Source organism: Pseudoalteromonas sp. NZS71_1, from assembly GCF_015864305.1.
GTDB lineage: Bacteria > Pseudomonadota > Gammaproteobacteria > Enterobacterales > Alteromonadaceae > Pseudoalteromonas > Pseudoalteromonas arctica.
This window is the reverse complement of sequence record NZ_JADYXM010000006.1, coordinates 16283-36084: the sequence shown is the minus strand read 5'-3', so window position 1 is coordinate 36084 and position 19802 is coordinate 16283. Positions and strand designations below refer to the sequence as shown.

At 39.1% G+C, this 19802-nt stretch carries 17 protein-coding genes and 2 tRNA genes; 10 read left to right on the top strand and 9 right to left on the bottom strand.

Annotation, left to right across the window (positions count from 1 at the left end; all coding sequences use genetic code 11):
- Position 1 precedes the first annotated feature (1 nt).
- The 3 genes from I6F43_RS10870 to I6F43_RS10860 are packed head-to-tail and all read left to right on the top strand — an operon-like array spanning position 2 to position 3266.
- On the top strand, positions 2–802 hold the full coding sequence (locus tag I6F43_RS10870) for a F0F1 ATP synthase subunit delta (protein WP_197102241.1): 801 nt from the start codon (positions 2–4) through the stop codon (positions 800–802).
- Complete coding sequence (locus I6F43_RS10865) at positions 802–2382, top strand: alternate F1F0 ATPase, F1 subunit alpha (RefSeq protein WP_197102238.1); 1581 nt, start codon at positions 802–804, stop codon at positions 2380–2382. The genes I6F43_RS10870 and I6F43_RS10865 overlap by 1 nt, the downstream gene beginning before the upstream one ends.
- On the top strand, positions 2379–3266 hold the full coding sequence (locus tag I6F43_RS10860) for a F0F1 ATP synthase subunit gamma (protein WP_197102236.1): 888 nt from the start codon (positions 2379–2381) through the stop codon (positions 3264–3266). Before I6F43_RS10865 ends, I6F43_RS10860 begins: the two co-directional genes overlap by 4 nt.
- Positions 3267–3814: 548 nt before the next feature.
- Here the strand turns inward: I6F43_RS10860 and I6F43_RS10855 are convergent.
- The 4 genes from I6F43_RS10855 to I6F43_RS10840 all read right to left on the bottom strand — a co-directional run bounded on the left by I6F43_RS10855 (position 3815) and on the right by I6F43_RS10840 (position 6600).
- Positions 3815–3891 (bottom strand) — tRNA-Val (locus tag I6F43_RS10855).
- Between the two features lie 121 nt (positions 3892–4012).
- Positions 4013–4089, bottom strand: a tRNA-Val gene (locus tag I6F43_RS10850).
- Positions 4090–4202: 113 nt separating this feature from the next.
- On the bottom strand, positions 4203–5249 hold the full coding sequence (locus tag I6F43_RS10845) for a DUF3080 family protein (RefSeq protein WP_101217814.1): 1047 nt from the start codon (positions 5247–5249) through the stop codon (positions 4203–4205).
- On the bottom strand, positions 5230–6600 hold the full coding sequence (locus tag I6F43_RS10840; protein ID WP_007585131.1) for an MATE family efflux transporter: 1371 nt from the start codon (positions 6598–6600) through the stop codon (positions 5230–5232). Before I6F43_RS10840 ends, I6F43_RS10845 begins: the two co-directional genes overlap by 20 nt.
- A gap of 128 nt (positions 6601–6728) precedes the next feature.
- Here I6F43_RS10840 and I6F43_RS10835 point away from each other — a divergent pair, with 128 nt between their 5' ends.
- Positions 6729–7355 carry a riboflavin synthase gene (locus I6F43_RS10835; protein WP_007585130.1) on the top strand — a complete coding sequence of 209 codons (627 nt, stop codon included), beginning with the start codon at positions 6729–6731 and terminating at the stop codon, positions 7353–7355.
- A 1-nt stretch (position 7356) separates the two neighbouring features.
- On the opposite strand, the gene I6F43_RS10830 is transcribed toward I6F43_RS10835, so the two are convergent.
- Both I6F43_RS10830 and I6F43_RS10825 read right to left on the bottom strand, forming a co-directional pair.
- Complete coding sequence (locus I6F43_RS10830; protein ID WP_008166246.1) at positions 7357–7560, bottom strand: CPXCG motif-containing cysteine-rich protein; 204 nt, start codon at positions 7558–7560, stop codon at positions 7357–7359.
- Between the two features lie 103 nt (positions 7561–7663).
- The gene (locus I6F43_RS10825) at positions 7664–8536 is read right to left on the bottom strand and encodes a fructosamine kinase family protein (RefSeq protein WP_182197008.1); all 873 of its coding nucleotides are present in this window, start codon (positions 8534–8536) and stop codon (positions 7664–7666) included.
- Between the two features lie 125 nt (positions 8537–8661).
- Here I6F43_RS10825 and I6F43_RS10820 point away from each other — a divergent pair, with 125 nt between their 5' ends.
- From I6F43_RS10820 to I6F43_RS10805, 4 genes are all read left to right on the top strand, one after another.
- Positions 8662–9354: a hypothetical protein gene (locus I6F43_RS10820; protein WP_024603971.1), complete on the top strand. Its 693-nt coding sequence runs from the start codon at positions 8662–8664 to the stop codon at positions 9352–9354.
- Positions 9355–9633: 279 nt separating this feature from the next.
- A complete protein-coding gene (locus I6F43_RS10815) occupies positions 9634–10419 on the top strand; it encodes a hypothetical protein (RefSeq protein WP_197102234.1) in 786 nt (261 codons plus the stop codon).
- Positions 10420–10519: 100 nt separating this feature from the next.
- Positions 10520–11902 (top strand): amidohydrolase, encoded by a 1383-nt coding sequence (locus tag I6F43_RS10810; RefSeq protein ID WP_165734843.1) that lies wholly within the window; start codon positions 10520–10522, stop codon positions 11900–11902.
- 12 nt (positions 11903–11914) lie between these two features.
- Entirely contained in the window at positions 11915–13162 is a 1248-nt protein-coding gene (locus tag I6F43_RS10805; protein WP_197102232.1) for an amidohydrolase family protein, read from the top strand.
- A gap of 294 nt (positions 13163–13456) precedes the next feature.
- On the opposite strand, the gene I6F43_RS10800 is transcribed toward I6F43_RS10805, so the two are convergent.
- Both I6F43_RS10800 and cspD read right to left on the bottom strand, forming a co-directional pair.
- The gene (locus I6F43_RS10800; protein WP_197102221.1) at positions 13457–15679 is read right to left on the bottom strand and encodes an NADP-dependent isocitrate dehydrogenase; all 2223 of its coding nucleotides are present in this window, start codon (positions 15677–15679) and stop codon (positions 13457–13459) included.
- A gap of 525 nt (positions 15680–16204) precedes the next feature.
- Complete coding sequence (cspD, locus tag I6F43_RS10795; protein WP_002962500.1) at positions 16205–16423, bottom strand: cold shock domain-containing protein CspD; 219 nt, start codon at positions 16421–16423, stop codon at positions 16205–16207.
- 209 nt (positions 16424–16632) lie between these two features.
- Between cspD and clpS the strand changes: the two genes are divergently transcribed.
- Together clpS and clpA are read left to right on the top strand one after the other, a co-directional pair.
- On the top strand, positions 16633–16941 hold the full coding sequence (clpS, locus tag I6F43_RS10790; protein ID WP_007585109.1) for an ATP-dependent Clp protease adapter ClpS: 309 nt from the start codon (positions 16633–16635) through the stop codon (positions 16939–16941).
- 94 nt (positions 16942–17035) lie between these two features.
- A complete protein-coding gene (clpA, locus tag I6F43_RS10785; protein WP_007585108.1) occupies positions 17036–19297 on the top strand; it encodes an ATP-dependent Clp protease ATP-binding subunit ClpA in 2262 nt (753 codons plus the stop codon).
- Between the two features lie 213 nt (positions 19298–19510).
- Here the strand turns inward: clpA and infA are convergent, their stop codons facing one another.
- Positions 19511–19729, bottom strand: coding sequence for a translation initiation factor IF-1 (gene infA / locus I6F43_RS10780; RefSeq protein WP_002962494.1), 219 nt, complete (start codon positions 19727–19729; stop codon positions 19511–19513).
- Positions 19730–19802 lie beyond the last annotated feature (73 nt).

Here is a 19802-nt window from a genome sequence, read left to right as displayed (position 1 = left end):
CATGCTAATTGATTGGTTTACAGTTGCAGCCCAAGTGGTTAATTTTTTAATTTTGGTGTGGTTACTAAAACGCTATTTATATAAACCAATTTTGCACGCTATTGATAAGCGAGAAGAGCGTATAGCCGCTGAGTTAGACGATGCTGAAACAAACCAAAATGAAGCACTGGCGGAGCGTGAAAAGTTTTTTCTGAAAAATGAAGAGTTTGAACAACAACGTACACAAAAGATGCAACAAGTAAGCGTGAGTGCTAAGCAAGCAGAGCAAACACTTATGTTAGAGGCGCAAAAAAGAGTCCAAAGCTGGGGCACTAAATATCAACAAAATATAGTAAAAGAGACTGATAATTTAAAGGAGTCTTTAAGTCGAAAAGTTAAGCAAGAGGTATTTGCTATTAGTCGCAAAACCTTAACTGAACTGGCATCAACAACTTTAGAACAACAAATATGTGAGGTGTTTACAGCCCGCTTATATAAGCTTGATGACGACAAAAAAACTACTTTAGCGCAGGCGCTAAATACAAATAGTGAATTTGTACCTGCCTTAATTCAAAGTGCGTTTGAGCTAACTGAACCTCAGCGTTTAGCACTTAAGAATGCTATTAATACTGTGTTTTCAAAAGATATTACCATTAAATTCACCACCGATGAGAGCCTTATTAGCGGGATTGAGTTATGTGTCAATGGACAAAAGCTGGTGTGGAGTATTGACGATTACTTACAATCAATCGAGCAGGAAGTTGATATGTTACTAAAACAAAAAACAGCTCAGCCTACAACTTCTCAACCTGTTGATAAGTGATGAGTGACCTTAGCGAAAACACTCAAAATAAAAACACAAAAATACACAGTTTAAGAAACGCGTTTGGTGATGTGTTTAAGCACATTCAGCAAGGGCTAAAAACAGTTAACTCAAAATTGAACTTACATGAAGTTGGTATTATTACCAGTGTATCAACGGGTATTGCGAAGGTGTCGGGATTACCTGGCGTTGGCTTTGAGGAACTAATTATATTTCCCGGTAATGTGCTTGGAATTGCGTTTAATATTGATGAAAAAGAAGTCGGTGTTGTGCTTTTAGGTGAATACGCCCACTTACAAGCTGGGGATGAAGTGCGCCGCAGTGGTCGTGTAATGGATGTAGCGGTTGGCAATGCGCTATTAGGGCGAGTGATAAACCCACTTGGCGAGGCACTAGACGGTGGAAGCGTTATACAAACCGAGCAGCGTTTACCAATAGAGCGTCCAGCTGCACCAATTATGGACCGCTCTCCTGTTACTACGCCTTTGCAAACCGGACTTATTGTAATCGATGCAATGATTCCAATAGGGCGAGGACAACGAGAGCTTATTTTAGGTGACAGGCAAACAGGTAAAACAGCTATAGCCATAGACACGATTTTAAATCAGCGAGAACAAAATGTAATTTGTATTTATTGCGCTATTGGCCAGCGGGCATCAACAGTTGCTAAATCAATAGCAATATTACGCGCGCAAAATGCAATGGCTTATACGGTTGTTGTTGCAACAGAGGGTAATGAACCACCGGGCTTACAGTATATAGCGCCTTACGCTGCAACCAGTATTGCAGAATATTTTATGGAGCAAGGACGTGATGTACTTATTGTATATGACGATTTAACTAAGCACGCAAGAGCTTACCGCGAGTTGTCTTTGTTGTTACGACGACCACCCGGACGAGAAGCATTTCCTGGGGATATTTTTTATATTCATTCACGATTACTAGAGCGTGCGACCCATTTAAATAAAGAACGTGGCGGTGGTTCCTTGACCGCACTCCCCATTATAGAGACCGAAGCTCAAAATATTTCAGCCTATATTCCAACTAATTTAATTTCGATTACCGACGGACAAATTTATTTATCACCCTCATTATTTGCTCTAGGTGTATTACCAGCCGTTGACGTTGGTAAGTCGGTTTCTCGTGTGGGCGGTAAAGCACAGCGTGCTGCGTCTCGTGCAGTTGCTGGCGATTTAAAGCTTGCATATGCTCAATTTGAAGAGCTAGAAACCTTTGCTCGTTTTGGTGCCCGACTTGATGATGATACACGGCGTATAATTGAACATGGACGGCGTATTCGAGCGAGCTTACATCAATCTGAATCATCACCTATGCCAGTGCCTGAGCAAATTATGCTATTACTCGCACTCAGTAATGGCTTTTTAGATTCGATTGAACTGCTAAAAATAAACGACGCAAAAAATATTCTTAAAAAAGCAGTTGCGCAGTTAGACGATACTTTATGTGATAGATTTGATACCGCTAAAAGCTTAAGTGATGACGATCGACAAACAATTGTTGAGTTGGCTAAGCGCGCACTTGTTGATTTTGAGCCTGAAAAGGAGGCAATAACAACATGAGCAATAGTGCCGCTAATTTACGCCATAAAATAGCCAGTGCAAGTGATTTACAAGGCGTGGTAAAAACGATGAAGGCACTTGCTGCCTCGAGTATTGGGCAATATGAAAAATCGATTAGCTCATTGACCGATTACTACCGGGCAGTTGAGTTAGGATTAAGTGCGAGTTTGCGTGATGACATGTCATTTCAATTTTCACCACAACCCAAAAATATAAATGAAAGCAGAGTGGGTGTGATCATATTCGGCTCAGATCAAGGGTTGGTAGGGCAATTTAATGAAAGTATTACCGACTTTACAATTAAAGCGCTAAGTAACGAGACCCAGCCACCTCTAATTTGGGTAGTAGGCGCACGTGCTGCATCTCGACTTACCGATGCCGGCTTTAATTTAGTAAAAGTATACACAGTGCCAGTGAGTGTTCACGATATAGATACCTTAGTTAGGCAAATTCAAATAGACAGTGAATCAAGCTTGGTTCTTAATCCTGGTTGCCGTGTATTGGTGTTTTATAATCAACCTAAACAAGGCGCGCTTTATGAATGTGTGTCTCAGCGATTACTCCCACTTGACGAGCAATGGCGAGATAATTTTAAAAATATTTTATGGCCAACTAAAGCTTTGCCAGAAGTACTCTGTAAGCACTCTACAACAATAAGGGCATTGATCCGCGAGTATATTTTTATTTCTCTTTATCGTGCATGTGCCGAGTCGTTGATCAGCGAAAATAGCAGTCGTCTTGGCGCAATGCAACGCGCTGAAAAAAATATTGAAGAGCTACTTGATAAGCTTTCGAGTGAGTTTAATACTCTGCGTCAAAGTACCATTGACGAGGAGTTGAGTGATGTACTTGCAGGTTATGAATTACTAAATAAAATAGACTAGAGGCTGTTGATCTTAGAGGTTGAATTTGCAGCTGTATGTGTTGTTTTTTAATCAAAACATCGCCTATACAGTGCGGTTATTGACTCTTTGTTACTCGATTTTTACTTATTCTTACAAGAATGTAAGCCATCAGAGTAACGCAGAAGCCGCTACCGAGCCCGCTAGGTTACAAATCGCGCACGATTACCCCCCTGTAAATTGAATGAATTTTAATCATGAAATGTCAACAAAACTCACAAGGATAATTTACAAGAAATAAAGCTACAACCTGGTTGTAAGTGATTGTTAATTAATGATTAACTGTTGAAGCTGAGTGATCAAGAGTGGGTAGTGCTTTTACTTAGGTTTTTTTATTACTTTGAATTAGTACGACTGAGTGGATTCGAACTGCTGACCCTTGGACCGGGTGATCAAGAGTGGGTAGTTCTTTTTCTTTGGTTTTTTATTACTTTGAATTGGTACGACTGAGTGGATCCGAACTGCTGACCCTTGGACCGGGTGATCAAGAGTGGGTAGTGCTTTTTCTTAGGTTTTTTATTACTTTGAAGTGGTACGACTGAGTGGATTCGAACCACCGACCCCTACCATGTCAAGGTAGTGCTCTAACCAACTGAGCTACAGTCGTACAATTTTTGAGATTTTACTTAAATTTTGGTACGACTGAGTGGATTCGAACTACTGACCTTTGGACCGGGTGGTCAAGAGTAGGTAGCGCTCTTTCCTTCAATTATACGTTTCATTAATGTTGGTACGACTGAGTGGATTCGAACCACCGACCCCTACCATGTCAAGGTAGTGCTCTAACCAACTGAGCTACAGTCGTATTACTTTATTTAACTAGGTGTTAATTGCTTAACAACGGCGGCTAATATATAGCGTGGCGGTTGGTGAATCAAGCAAGTTTGTTGTTTTTGAGTTTATTTGCCGTTTTTTTATTCATATTGGGCTTATTTCACACGTTTTATAAAATACTTGCCACCAAACCACATGTTTTTTAGCTGAGCTTTTTAGTAAGTTCAGTAAGTTACTTGCTGAGCCCGTTTTTACTAAGTTATTAATTTGAGGGCTTGAGATACTTTCGTTAAACCAAAGCTCATTATAAAGCGGTTGTAGTGCCTCTAGATAACCAGTTAACTGCGCTTGATAGGGCTGAATTTCTTTTAGGTAAAACTTTTGAAATACGTTGCTTATGATTTTTGCGTTTTTATTATTTTTATCCTGTGGGCACAGCGTATTAAAGTTTAATGTTTTTACAAACTGCGTGGCGTTGTTATTTAACACTACCTGCTTGCGGACCGATTGAATGAGTGCCTGGTTAAATTGAAATTTATTAAGCTGCTCGAGTGCACTAAAAATAGAATTGCTATTAATTTCACTAAATTCTTTAGCCTTAATTTGTTGCTTAATGAGTACAAGTTGCTTTAGCGCAAGTACGGTATCACTAAAACCAGCAGGTTCAGTAGTAAGCTCGTTTGAAGTGAGTTGCCAAGTACGATTTAGCTCAGGCTCTTTAAATAACATGGTGTTAAAAAAGTGCATTAGGTGTGTTTCTTTGTAGTTTTTGGCTGCGAGTATTTTTGTGTAACTAGGACTATTTTTATCAAGCGTGTTTAAGCAAACCTGTGCACTTTTAATAAAGTTTATTTGATATTTTAATTGCCCAGCAGCGCTGGCGGTTTTTCCTAATTGGTTATTGTGCTCACTTATAAGCACGTTAAGCTTACATTGGCTAATGCCTGCAAGCTCAACAATGCTCAGTGTTAAGTCACTTTGTGCTATTGGGGTAGGCTGCAGTAAGGGGAGTTGCTTGAGTGGCGCAGGCTGTGTTGGGCTTGTATCAACTGTGCTACTTAAGCGTTCAATATAAGTAACGTTTATACTACTTTGTGGTTTGTTGCAGCCAGTAAGCGTTAAAAAACACATTACCAGCAAAGTAGCTGGTAATGTTTTAAGGCTGAGTTTATTAGTTTTGATTGAGTGCATCAATTTTAAGAAATTCATATTTTAGACGTTTTTTTACCGTTAGCATTAATAAAATAGCAGCGACACTAAGTCCCACTATTATCCCAGTCCAGAAACCGTGTGGCCCCATAGCTGGCACAATTATGTCTGTTCTTGCCAATACGTAACCTAAACAAAAGCCGATTAACCAATACGATATAAACGTAATATACGATATAGGCGTGGTGTATTTTAACCCACGGAGTATGCCATTTGCTGCAACTTGAAGTGCATCAGGTAATTGGTAAATACACGCTAAAATCATAATTGATGAAGCCAATGCCATAACAGCAGGGCTGTCGGTATACAGTTGGCTAATTAAATCACGACCGGCAAACGTAATAAGCGCTAAAAATAACGCCACAGCAATGGCTAAAATATAGCTGGTAGAAACCGCAACTTTTAATTGAGTCATGTTCTTTTGGCCGTATAAGTTACCTATACGAATGCTGATAGCGATTGATAGGCTCAGCGGCATCATAAATAGCAATGTAGTTACACTGGCTGCTATTTGATGCCCCGATATAGCTACTGCACCTAAATGCGCTATAAATAGCGGTATACACGCAAATAAAGTGACTTCAAAAAAGGTGGCGAGTGAAATTGGTATACCTAACTTAGTAATAATACCAATGGTAGTGAAATTAGGTTTTTCGAATGATGAAAGCAGGCCTTTAGCATCTACTTTTTTACTCATTTGGCAGTAAGTGACTTGTGCTATTGCCATAACAGTTAAAACAATGGCTGTGGCAATGCCACAGCCCGCGCCGCCATAAGCAGGAAAACCAAATAAGCCATTTATGAAAATATAATTTACCGGAATATTAACAGCTAAACCTAATAGGCTTATGTAAAACGCGGGCTTGGTCATTCCCATACCTTCGGTAACGTTTCTGTATACCGTAAAAATTAAAAATCCAAATACACCCCATTTCACAAAGTGAATGTAGTCAATGGCAAGGTTTGCAATTGCAGGCGTTGTATCGAGCTTAAAAATAATAGCATCTGCTAAATGGGCAATTCCAAAGCCTGTAAAGCTCAAAATAGCGGTTAAATAAAGCGCTTGTTGAAAATAGTGGCTAATGCCTTTGCGGTCATCACTGCCCGAAAACTGCGCAATAATACCAGTAAGCGCTAATAAAATACCTTGAAGGCCAAGTAATAAAGGGTTCCATATTCCTGTTGCAATAGACAGTGCAGCTAAGTCAGTAGGGCTAACTTGACCTGCCATAATTGTGTCGACGACCGACATTAAAATAAGTGTAACTTGCGCTAAAAAAACAGGTAAAGCGAGGGAAAGTAAACGCTTGGCTTCCCAATTGCAAAAGGTCATAAAAACAGCTAGTTGATAAAATAGGGCGTAATTGTAATCTATTGGGGTTTAAATAAAAATCACAGTAGTGAATGATTTTATGAGTTGATACGTTAAACTAGCACTTTGTAATAATTTAAAGTGATTTTATGTTTACAGGAATAGTGCAAACGCAAGCTACGGTGGTCTCTAAGACTCAAACAGACGGTGTTTTACGCTTAGTTGTATCGGTGAGCGATGAGTACGTTAAGCATTTAGATTTAGGCGCAAGTATTGCTATTAATGGCTGTTGTTTAACAGTTGTGCAAGTTGAGCTAAGTAATCACGATGTGGTAGCGCAAGTGCATTTTGATGTGATTGACGAAACCCTAAAGTTAACTAATTTAGGACTGCTTGAGTTAGGTAGTTTAGTTAATTACGAACGCTCTGTTACGTTTGGTACTGAGCTAGGTGGGCATATAGTGTCTGGGCATATTCATTGTACGTCACAAATTTCTCAAATAGTGAAGCTTGAGAATAACTGTAAAATTCAATTAAGCCTGCCAAAAGAGTGGCAAAAGTATGTGTTATATAAAGGGTTTGTTGCGATAAATGGCGCAAGCTTAACCGTGGGCGAAGTTGATGAACAAGGTTTTTGGTTACACCTAATTCCGGAAACGCTCGCCATTACAAACATTGGTGCAGCGCAAGTGGGTGACAAGTTTAATATTGAAGTTGATCAGCAAACTTACACTATTGTAAATACGGTAGAAAACTACTTACGCCATCAGGCTTAAGTTAAAATATTTGTTCGTCGTCACTGTCTACGTGTAGCTCTAACTTATTGTTAGCATGATCTATATGCATATTTAAATGAATTGGGTTACAGCAGGCAGTGCAATCTTCTATGTAGTCTTGATCGCCCATGCTTGCGTCTAAGTCTAAATGTATGTGGTGTCCGCAGTGTGGGCACGTTATTCGTTGTGATAAAAAATCTTTCATAATCACTCCAGTTATAAATAATTAAGTTAGATTTAACTTAATCGCTTACAGATGAACGCCTACTTACTCATTAAATATAGTGCTGAAATGCAGCTTATGACACTTATTTTATACCTTCAAATACCAGCTTTTCTATATGTTGTTTAGCTTCAGTAAGATAGTGACCGGCAAAGATGTTAGCGTGATTTAAAATAGGGTATAGCTGGTATATTAACTTACGTTTTTCGTAATTTTGAGAAAGCGGATAGTGCTGGTTATAGGCGCTATAAAAGTCTTTTGGCAGTGGCGCAAATAGTTCGCTCATTACAATATCCACTTCCCGATCACCATAATAACAAGCCGGGTTAAATACCGTTGGCTCTGCTTTTAAAAAGCCCATATTTCCTCGCCAAAAATCGCCATGCAGTAATGAGGGCTCAACTTGATGACTATGCAGCTGTTCTTTAACGGCATTAATTAAGCGCTCGGGTTCAATAAAGTTAATGCCTTTTTCAGCGAGTAACTGTAATTGCCACCCTATACGCTCTTCGGCGTAAAATACATCCCATTTTTTATGCCAGCGATTAGGTTGTATAGTAGTGGCTATGTAGTTGTCTACATCAAAACCAAACATGGCTTGGTCGTGTTTTTGATGCATTTTAGCCAGGCTGCTTCCCATAGTTGCCCACGTGTTGTGGGGTTGTTTATCTAAAACAAGCCACTGTAAAACAATAAACGAAAACTCTATATTTGCACCGGTTGTAATACATTCAGGGACTTTAAAATTACTATTTTGCGCTAAAAGCTTTAAGCCAATAAATTCACTTTCTAAACGCTCGAGTTCGCTTTTTAATGCTATTTTAACGAAGAAGTTATGCGTACCATTGGTAATATGAAATAGTTTATCGGTATTTGTACTTTGTAATTGGCGTTTATAGGTGTGTTTAAAGTCAAAATTAATGGCTTGGCTGATGTGCTCATTTACTGTTTTCCACATAACAATTGCTCGCCTTTTAAACAGATACTTAAACTATGGCAAAAAGGTATTAATTTAACAATCTAAACGTTGTAAAATTAACGACTATATTGCATAAAAATTACACTTACTGTAATGGAGTAAAAATGAACAAAAGTTTAATAACCAATTTGCTAGCGGGTTTATGTGTTGTTGTAGGTTTTATGTTTAACCAAGCAATTGTGTTATCAGTTGGTTTATTTGCACTTTCTGGCGCGGTAACTAATTTATTAGCGATTCATATGTTGTTCGAAAAGGTCCCGTTTTTATATGGCTCGGGTGTTATTGCGCTTAAGTTTGAAAGCTTTAAAGTAGCTATACGAAACCTAATATTAACGGAGTTTTTTTCAGAGCAAAAAATTAATAATTTACTTAATAAAGCGCAGCCCAATATCGACTTTGAGCCAATAATTAGCAATGTTGATTTAAACCCTGCATTCGACAATTTGTTAGAGGTAATAGAGCAATCTCAGTTTGGTAGCATGCTTGGGATGTTTGGCGGCACAGCAGCAATAGAGCCAATGCGTGAAAAGTTTATTGAAAAAATGCAATTGTCGCTTAGTGAGATTTCCCAAACTGACGACTTTAAAGCATTAGTAAGCCAAACACTTTCACAAGGTAATAGCGCAGAGAGCCTACATAAAACGGTGCTTAAACTAGTTGATGAGCGCCTAGATGAGCTTACCCCAAAAATGGTTAAAGAGATTATTCAAACCATGATCCGCGAGCACTTAGGCTGGCTTGTTGTGTGGGGTGGTGTGTTTGGTGGCTTGTTTGGTTTAATAGCGGCCGTGATTTAAATATAACTACTGATACCAATTAAAAAAACAATCATTTTATCGCATTAAATAGCGCACTTACTGCGTTAAAAATTGTTCGTGTACGAGTGCATGGATGCAAGAGATAGAGCAATGCAGGGAGTAATTAGTGATAGCAACTACACGTTATAATTTCGCCTTGTTATTGCGCTACTTTATTAGCGCAATAATAGATTACTAATTTAATGTAATTGGTATGACTTATTTTTTCAGGCTGTTATTATCGCCCCCATAATTTAGTCGTGTTTTTTAGGAGCAACGGTGAGCAAAACGTTAGCCAGTTATTATCAGCAAGCATACGCTTGCGATCAGCAGCATTTTAACCAGTGTTTTTATTGTGGCTGTGAAGCGACAGAGCGCGACCATTGTCCGCCGCTGCATATGCTACAAAGCATTGTTGATTTAGGTGAAGAGGCTGACTTTATATCTATTGCGGCTTGTTATGAGTGCCATGCACTTTTACATAACGAAAGGCTGATGACGATTGATGAGCGCTTTACTAAAATGAAAAAAAAGCTTGCCACTAAATACGCAAAACCTCTGCGTGTTTATAACATGTGGGAAGAAAACGAACTTGGCGATATGAGCGACGAGTTTGCGCATAGTATTCAAGCGGGTATGAAATTAGGAAAAGAAGCCGCTGAGCGTTTAGCGTTTACTGGTTTTAGTTATGCCACAGAAGATACCAAAGTAGCAGTACGTGAAAAAACAAAAGAGTTTGATGTAGAGGGCATGATATTTACCGACTTTAAAGAGGCGCTAAACTATTGCATTAATGATTTAAACGTACAAAAAAGTGACTTTTATAAAATTTTGGTTGAAGACTACCAAGGGGATTTTAATAAAGCGCTAAGCCAGTATCGTCATCGTCATGACATAGTAACTGCAGCTAAAGATGGTAATACAATTATTAAAGATTTTTCAAAGCTACATAAGCAAAACTCTGATTTTGTAACGCGTACGGTTAAGCACTTTATTAGTAAAGATCCATCGCTTACAACCGAAGGTGCGCTTGAAAAGTTGTATAACAATTATATAAAGAAATAATTACAGATATTCATCTTAATTAACTGCGTTTTCACCTGTTTTTTTGGCTTTATTCCTTAGCTTTCGCTAAAGTAGCAAAAAAACAGGAGATCCAAACAACATGCAAAAATTTGCACCTTCTTTATTAGCAGTTGGCTTAGCTGCTGCACTTGTAGGTTGCCAAGAAAACGGCCCGCAAGACGATAAAATAACAATCAACAAAAATCCTTACCCAAGCACTTATCAGCCCGTTTCTACATCAAGCACACTTATTACAAATGCAACAGTACTTACAGGTACTGGTGAGCGTTTAGATGATGCTGATGTATTACTTGTTGATGGTAAAGTACAACAAGTTGGTAAAGACTTAACTGCTACTGCTGATATTACAATTGATGCACAAGGCAAATGGGTAACACCGGGTATTATTGACGTACATTCACATTTAGGTGCATACCCAAGCCCGTCGGTTGAGTCGCATCAAGATGGTAACGAAATGACCAGCCCTAACACTGCAGAAGTGTGGGTTGAGCATTCTGTTTGGCCACAAGATCCAGGCTTTAATCGCGCACGCGAAGGCGGCATTACTTCTCTACAAATTTTACCAGGCTCAGCTAACTTATTTGGTGGACGCGGCGTTACGCTTAAAAACGTCCCTGCACACACTATGCAAGGCATGAAATTTCCAGAAGCGCCGTATGGTTTAAAGATGGCGTGTGGTGAAAACCCTAAACGTGTTTATGGTCGTCAAGGTGTATTGCCTTCAACCCGTATGGGTAATATGGCAGGTTATCGTATGGCGTGGGCTGAAGCCGCTGAGTACAAACGTGCATGGGATAAGTACGATGCCGATTATGAAGCAGGTTTAAACCCAGAAGCACCAGTACGTGATATTAAACACGATACGCTTCGTGGTGTGCTTGAAGGCGAAGTACGTATTCATAATCATTGTTATAAAGCCGAAGAAATGGCAATGATGATTGACCTGTCAAAAGAATTTAATTACGACGCGGGTACATTCCATCACGGTGTAGAAGCATATAAAATTGCTGACTTACTTGCCCAAAATGGCTCGTGTGCTGCACTTTGGCCAGACTGGTGGGGTTTTAAAATGGAAGCCTACGACATGGTTCAAGAAAACGTAGCTATTGTTGATGCTGTTAAAAATTCATGTGCAGTTGTTCACTCAGATTCAGATACCACTATTCAGCGCTTAAACCAAGAAGCTGGCAAGGTTATGTACCGTGCTAACGAAAACGGTTTTGATATTTCTGAGCAACACGCTATTAAATGGATCACGGCTAACGCTGCTAAGTCGTTAGGTATTGATGACAAAACAGGTTCACTAGAAGCGGGTAAGCAGGGCGATGTTGTTATTTGGAATCAAAGCCCATTTAGTGTTTATGCTAAAGCTGAACAAGTGTTTGTTGATGGTGCAAAAGTTTACGATAGAAACGACAGCGCGTATCAAGCAACAAGTGATTTTATGTTAGGTCAACAATAAGGAGCACCCAGAATGAAAAATTTATCACGTTCGTTTTCGCTTTCTCTGGTTGCTGCAGGATTATTAGCATCTGGTGCTGTAAGCGCACAATCGCTAGCAATTATTAATGCAACATTACATACGTCATCTGATCAAGGTGTATTAGAAGCAGCAAGCATTGTAATGACAGATGGTAAAATCACAGCGATTAACCCAACTGAAATTAAAGTAGATCAAATTATTGATGCAAAGGGCCAAATTGTAACCCCTGGCTTTATTGCAAGTGTAAATCAACTTGGTTTAGTTGAAGTAAGTGCAGTTGCAGGCTCTCGCGATGCAGGCGAGGAAAAAGCCGGTATTGATTTTGACGTAAGTCTTGCTTACAACGCACATTCAAGCTTAATTCCTTACGCTCGTAAAGGCGGTGTAACACGCGATGTCATTACCCCTCATGGTGGTGATAGCATTTTTTCAGGCCTTGCGAGTGTTGTTGATTTAAGTGGTAGTTTTGATAGCGACATGCAAAAACAAGCGGCTTTAATTGTTTACTTAGGTGAGCGCAGTAAAGGTTCTCGTGCTTTTACTTTGCAAACACTTATTAATAAACTTGATGAGCACAAAACTAAAGCTGGTAAAAAAGCTAAAAAAGATGATGACAAGCCAAGTACTGAAGACAAAGTAATGGCAAAAGTACTCAGTGGCGAAATGCCATTAGTGGTTGGCGTATCACGTGCGGCGGATATTATTGAGCTTATTAAAGTAAAAGAGCAATTTGGTATTAACTTAGTACTTAACGGCGCACAAGACGCTGTTGTAGTAAAAGAGCGCGTTGCTAAAGCAAATATCCCAGTGATTATTAGTGCAATGGACAGCTTACCAGCAAGTTTTGATTCGCTTCATGCGAGTTTAGATAATGCAGGTGTGCTTGAAAAAGCAGGCGTTAAAGTATTATTAACGGTAGGTGGTGATGCAAGTCACAACATTTACCAGCTGCGTTTTGATGCTGGTAATGCAGTATCGTATGGTATGAGCCAAGAAGGTGCGTTAAAAGCGGTTACATCAAACGTTGCTGATGTATTTGGCATTAATGCAGGTAGTCTTGAAGTAGGTAAAGCTGCTGATGTAGTAATGTGGAGTAATGACCCGTTTGAACTAAGCAGCCACGTGAGCAAAATGTTTATTAATGGGGTTGAGGTATCTACACAATCTCGTCAAGATAAACTGCGTGACCGTTATACGACTGATTCAAAAATGCCACGTGCATATACCAACCCGCAATAATACTTAATCAATTTGAGGGATTAAATCTGACGGTAACTGCGTTAAAAATTTCTGATATAGAGCAACTAAATAACGAAATTTTTGCCTTGTTATCGACAAGATTTTCTTGCCTCAAAGTTGATCACTTAATTAAGCGAATTGGTATGATACTAAATAATTAATTAATTAATTAAATAAATTTAATTATTCTAAAGGCCGCTATTTTATAAATAGCGGCCTTTTTGTTTGTAAAATTTAGACATAAAAAAGCCGCTTACTTTTACAAGTAAGCGGCTTTTAAATTTAAACTAATATTTATACTAATTTAGCAAGAATATCGTTAAATGTAGTGCTTGGACGCATCGCTTTAAAGGCTGCATCATCGTTAGGCTGGAAGTAACCGCCTAAATCAACTGTAGGGCCTTGCGCATCGTTAAGTTCACTTACGATTTGTTCTTTATTAGACTCAAGGTCGCTAGCAATTTGAGTAAACTGTGCTTTAAGTTCACTGTCATCATTTTGCTTAGCAAGTTCTTGTGCCCAGAATAAAGATAGGAAGAAATGAGAACCACGGTTATCAATTTCTTTCACTTTACGTGAAGGAGACTTGTTTTCTGCTAAGAAAGTACCAGTCGCTTTATCTAGTGTATCAGCAAGAACTTGTGCCTTGTTGTTACCCGTAGTTACGCTTAGGTGCTCAAGAGATGCAGCAAGTGCTAAAAATTCACCTAAAGAATCCCAACGTAAGTGGTTTTCTTTTTCGAATTGTTGAACATGCTTAGGTGCAGAACCACCTGCGCCAGTTTCAAATAATCCACCACCGTTCATAAGTGGAACAATTGAAAGCATTTTAGCACTCGTACCTAACTCTAAAATTGGGAATAAATCTGTAAGGTAATCACGTAAAACGTTACCTGTTACAGAAATAGTATCTTTACCTTCTTTAATACGCGCTAGTGAGAACAATGTTGCTTCAAGCGGTGCTAAAATTTGAATATCTAGGCCAGCTGTATCGTGATCTGGTAGGTATTTATTTACTTTTTTGATTAGCTCTGCATCATGTGCACGGTTTTCGTCTAACCAGAAAATAGCTGGAACGCCTGTTGCGCGTGCACGATTTACTGCAAGCTTAACCCAATCTTGGATTGGTGCGTCTTTAACCTGACACATGCGCCAAATATCGCCTTGCTCAACACTGTGCTCAAGTAATGTATTACCATTTGCATCAACAACACGGATAGAACCATCTGCTTTAGCTTCAAACGTTTTATCGTGTGAACCGTATTCTTCAGCTTTTTGAGCCATAAGGCCAACGTTAGGTACGCTACCCATAGTTGTTGGATCAAACGCGCCATTTACTTTACAAAAATCAATAGTTGCTTGGTAAATACCCGAGTAACAACGATCTGGAATTACAAAGCTAGTGTCTTGTAATTTACCATCGTTATTCCACATTTGACCGCTTGAACGGATTGCAGCAGGCATAGAAGCATCGATGATCACGTCACTTGGTACGTGTAGGTTTGTAATACCACGGTCAGAATCAACCATAGCAATAGCAGGGCGGCTAGCGTAAACAGCTTGAATGTCTGCTTCGATTTCTTCGCGCTTAGCATCGTCTAATGTTTGAATTTTAGAATATACATCGCCTAAACCATTATTTACATCAACACCTAGCTCTTCAAAAAGCTTACCGTGTTTAGCAAATACATCTTTGTAGAATACTTTTACAGCGTGACCAAAGATAATTGGATCAGATACTTTCATCATTGTCGCTTTCATGTGAAGCGAGAATAAAACACCTTTTTCTTTAGCAGCATCAATTTCAGCAGCTAAGAAAGCTTGAAGCTTAGAAGCGCTGATGCTTGATGCATCAATAACTTCGCCAGCTAAAAGAGGCGTGCTTTGTTTAAGTACAGAAACGTCGCCGTTAGTTGCAACATGTTCAATACGTACATCAGTAGCTGTATCAACAGTTACAGACTTTTCTGAACCAAAGAAGTCGCCTTCGCTCATGCTTGCAACATAAGACTCTGAATCTTTGCTCCACGCACCCATTGAATGCGGGTTGTTACGTGCATATTCTTTTACAGAACCTGGTGCGCGACGATCTGAGTTACCTTCACGTAGTACTGGGTTTACTGCACTGCCTTTGATTTTGTCGTAAGCAGCTTGAATTGCTTTTTCTTCATCATTTTTAGGTTCAACAGGGTATTCTGGAAGAGCGTAACCTTTTGCTTGAAGCTCTTTAATTACAGCGCGAAGCTGTGGTACAGATGCACTGATGTTTGGTAATTTGATGATGTTTGCTTCTGGTGTTTTAGCAAGCTCGCCAAGTTCAGCAAGTGCATCACCAATGCGTTGTTCTTGTGTTAAATAATCAGGGAAGCTAGCAATTACACGACCTGCTAATGAGATATCGCGAGTTTCAACTTCAACACCGGCCGCATTTGTATATGCTTGGATGATCGGTAGCAACGAGTAAGTTGCTAGTGCCGGAGCTTCGTCCGTTTTTGTATAGATAATTTTTGATGTCATCATCATTCCTAGATAGTAGACCGAAAAGGTCTTATTCAACAATGCAAAGAAAATCATTACTAATGAGTGAGTACATATTATTAAACAAGTTAATGAATACATACGCTCGTAATGAATAGTTTGTTAGGTGTTGGTACTCAGCGTTGCTCTTTTATAAAAGCAGAATAGTCACACCTGACGAACTGGAATTGTATTTATAGCTAAAAAATTAACAAAAATAAATCAGCCTTTAGCCTAGTACATATAAAAGAGGCGACAAGTTGGATTAGTTGCTGCGTTAATACGCAATTTTTAGCACCAAGAGTGTAACAAGCTTAAATAAAAAGGGCTAGAGGTTGAGCATGCCCAATAAGCAGTTAAACAATCAACTCTTAGAACATTGGGGTATATAAAATAAATTCAAGGAAAAGGGTTGAATTTGAATGAAAAGAGGCAATAAATAGGGGAGAAGAGATAAGTTAGTATGCTTAAGGAATTAAGCGAGGATCTTAAAAGGTCACTCGCTTTAGTCGAACAAAACAATAGTCACTCAATAATGTCACCATCTGGGGCTATATTTTTAGCGTGTAGACCTTTAGGTCCTTGTTCTAATTCGAATGTTACATCTTGACCAGCTTTAAGCGTTTTATAACCGTCCATTACAATTGTTGAGTAATGAGCGAAAATATCATTCTCGCAGCCGTCTTCTACGATGAAACCAAAACCTTTAGCGTTGTTGAACCATTTAACTTTACCGCAAGCCATACTTCTACATCCTTCAATAAGTTGACTAATTTAGTTATTCTAAATTGTATTATTTGCTAGACTGACTAAGGTTTAATCAATCTACGTTTGACTGTAGTTTATTTAGCCAACCAGTCAAGTGTTTTGAGTTATTTTTTTAACATTTTATTTATTTTTTATTCAAGTTTGCTTGAGTTACAAAGACAAGACTATATTTAATTATGAGTGGTATGAAAGATTCAGGTGTTATCGATACAGTTCGCGACAGCGAAAAGCAAAAGCTACAGCCGCCGCGAAAATATAAAGTTGTTTTAAATAACGACGACTACACGCCGATGGACTTTGTAATAGAAGTTTTAACGACGTTTTTTAATATGGATAGCGATAGAGCAACCGACGTGATGCTTCAGGTTCATGAAAAAGGTAAGGGTATATGTGGTGTTTACAGCGCCGACGTAGCCCACACCAAAGCTGAACAAGTTAACCGCTACGCGCGTGATAACGAGCATCCACTGCTTTGTAGTTGTGAGCAGGAATAAATACCAATTTAATACAATTGGTATAAATACCAATTAGGGTGATCAAACATCCGATTGTTGTGGTATAAATTATTATCTCAGTAAGGGGTTGCCAATGCTAAACAAAGACTTAGAACTCACATTAAATGCCGCGTTTCGTGAAGCGCGCACTCGCCGTCATGAGTTTATGACCGTAGAGCACCTTTTACTTGCGCTGTTAGATAATCCTTCTGCAGGAGAAGCCCTAAACGCGTGTGGTGTTAATATTTCTGGTTTAAAAACCGAATTATTAGAATTTATTGACGAAACAACACCCGTCATTCCAGATTTAGAAGAAGAGCGTGAAACTCAGCCAACACTTGGCTTTCAACGTGTATTACAACGCGCTGTGTTCCATGTGCAATCGTCAGGTAAAAATGAAGTCACTGGCGTGAATGTGCTAGTTGCTATTTTTTCTGAGCAAGAAAGCCAAGCTGTATATTTACTTAAAAAGCATGATGTATCGCGTTTAGACATCGTTAACTTTATTTCGCATGGTATTTCTAAAGCAGATGATGAATTAGGCAACGACAGCGACGATATTCATGATGAAGTGCAAGAAGTTCAAAATGAAGAAGCAAGCAAGCTAGACAGCTTTACAACTAACTTAAACGTTCAAGCTCGTGAAGGTAACATTGATCCACTGATCGGACGCGACAGCGAAGTAGAGCGCACGGTACAAGTATTGTGTCGTCGTAAAAAGAATAATCCATTACTTGTTGGTGAAGCGGGCGTTGGTAAAACAGCAATTGCTGAAGGCCTTGCGTATCGCATTGTTAATAAGCAAGTACCAGAAGTAATTGCAGATGCTGTTGTGTACTCGCTAGATATGGGTGCATTGCTTGCGGGTACTAAATACCGCGGCGACTTTGAAAAGCGCTTTAAAAGCTTACTAAAAGAGCTGCAAGCTGAGCCAGGCTCTATTTTATTTATTGATGAAATACATACCATAATCGGTGCCGGCGCGGCGTCTGGTGGTGTTATGGACGCATCAAACTTGCTTAAACCACTCCTTTCAAGTGGTAAGCTACGTTGTATGGGTTCAACAACTTACAACGAGTATAAAAATATTTTTGAGAAAGATCGTGCATTAGTACGTCGCTTTCAAAAAATTGATGTACTTGAGCCAAGTGTTGCCGATACCACTAAAATATTAAACGGCTTAAAAGAGCGTTACGAAGAGCATCATGGCATTCGTTACACTCAAAAAGCACTAAAAGCAGCTGCAGAACTCAGTGCTAAATACATTAATGAGCGCCACTTGCCAGATAAAGCAATTGATGTAATTGATGAAGCCGGTGCAAGCCAGCGTCTGCAACCTAGCTCTAAACGTAAAAAAACCATTGGCGTGGCAGATATAGAACTAATTATATCTAAAATGGCACGTATCCCAGCGCAAAGCGTCTCGTCGACAGATAAAGAAACGCTTAAAAACTTAGACCGTAACCTTAAAATGCTCGTGTTTGGGCAAGATCAATCTATTGACGCACTTACATCAGCTATTCGCTTATCTCGCTCTGGTTTATCGAGCGAAGAAAAGCCAGTAGGTTCGTTTTTGTTTGCAGGGCCTACCGGTGTGGGTAAAACAGAAGTAACTAAGCAACTTGCTAAATGTATGGGTGTTGAGTTTATTCGTTTTGATATGTCGGAATATGTAGAACGCCATGCAATTAGTCGATTAATTGGTGCTCCACCAGGGTATGTTGGTTTTGAGCAAGGTGGTTTATTAACAGAAGCAGTTATTAAAAATCCACATGCTGTTGTACTTTTAGATGAGATTGAAAAAGCGCATCCAGACATTTACAACATTTTGCTACAGGTTATGGATCACGGTACGTTAACCGATAATAACGGCCGTAAAGCTGACTTTAGAAATGTAGTGGTTGTAATGACTACCAATGCGGGCGTACAAGAAACCACCCGTAAGTCGATTGGTTTTACAGAGCAAGATCATACGCACGATGCAATGGGTGCAATTAATAAAGTATTTTCACCCGAATTTAGAAACCGTTTAGATAACATCATTTGGTTTAATCACCTTGAACGTGAAGTTATTTTACTGGTGGTTGATAAATTTATTGTGGAACTGCAAGCGCAGCTTGATAAAAAATCAGTTAACCTTGAGCTTACGTCTAAAGCACGTGAGTGGTTGGCAGATAAAGGCTACGATAAAGCAATGGGTGCACGTCCAATGGCACGTGTTATTCAAGAAGAGCTTAAAAAGCAATTAGCTAACGAAATACTGTTTGGTGAACTTGTTGATGGCGGTACGGTTAAAGTATCGGTTAAAGATAAGAAGATTCGCTTTGATTACGAGAGTAATTTAACACCAGCGTAAAACGTTAATTAAATAATTTAGTTAAATAAAATGGCCCGCTACATAATAGCGGGCCATTTTTTTGCCCTTTTTATAGGCAACAAAAAACCCAGCAAAAACTGGGCTTTTTGTTTATTAAATGTAATTGCTAGTCAATGTCTATCAATTACATTTAATAAACGCTTAAAGCTAGTAAAACACTAGCCAAAAACTAAATCTCGTTTACGCACTTACTTAGCGAGCACGGAATACGATACGACCCTTTGATAAATCGTAAGGAGTCATTTCTACCGTTACTTTATCGCCGGTTAAAATACGGATATAGTTTTTGCGCATTTTGCCTGAAATATGAGCCACAACTACGTGACCATTTTCTAGCTCAACTCGGAACATTGTATTTGGTAAAGTATCAAGGACTGTCCCTTGCATTTCGATTACGTCTTCTTTCGCCATGTTTAGCGTAACACCTCTTTAATAGTTAAACGCTGCAGATTTTGCCCAAAATACTCCAATAAGTAAAGGCGCA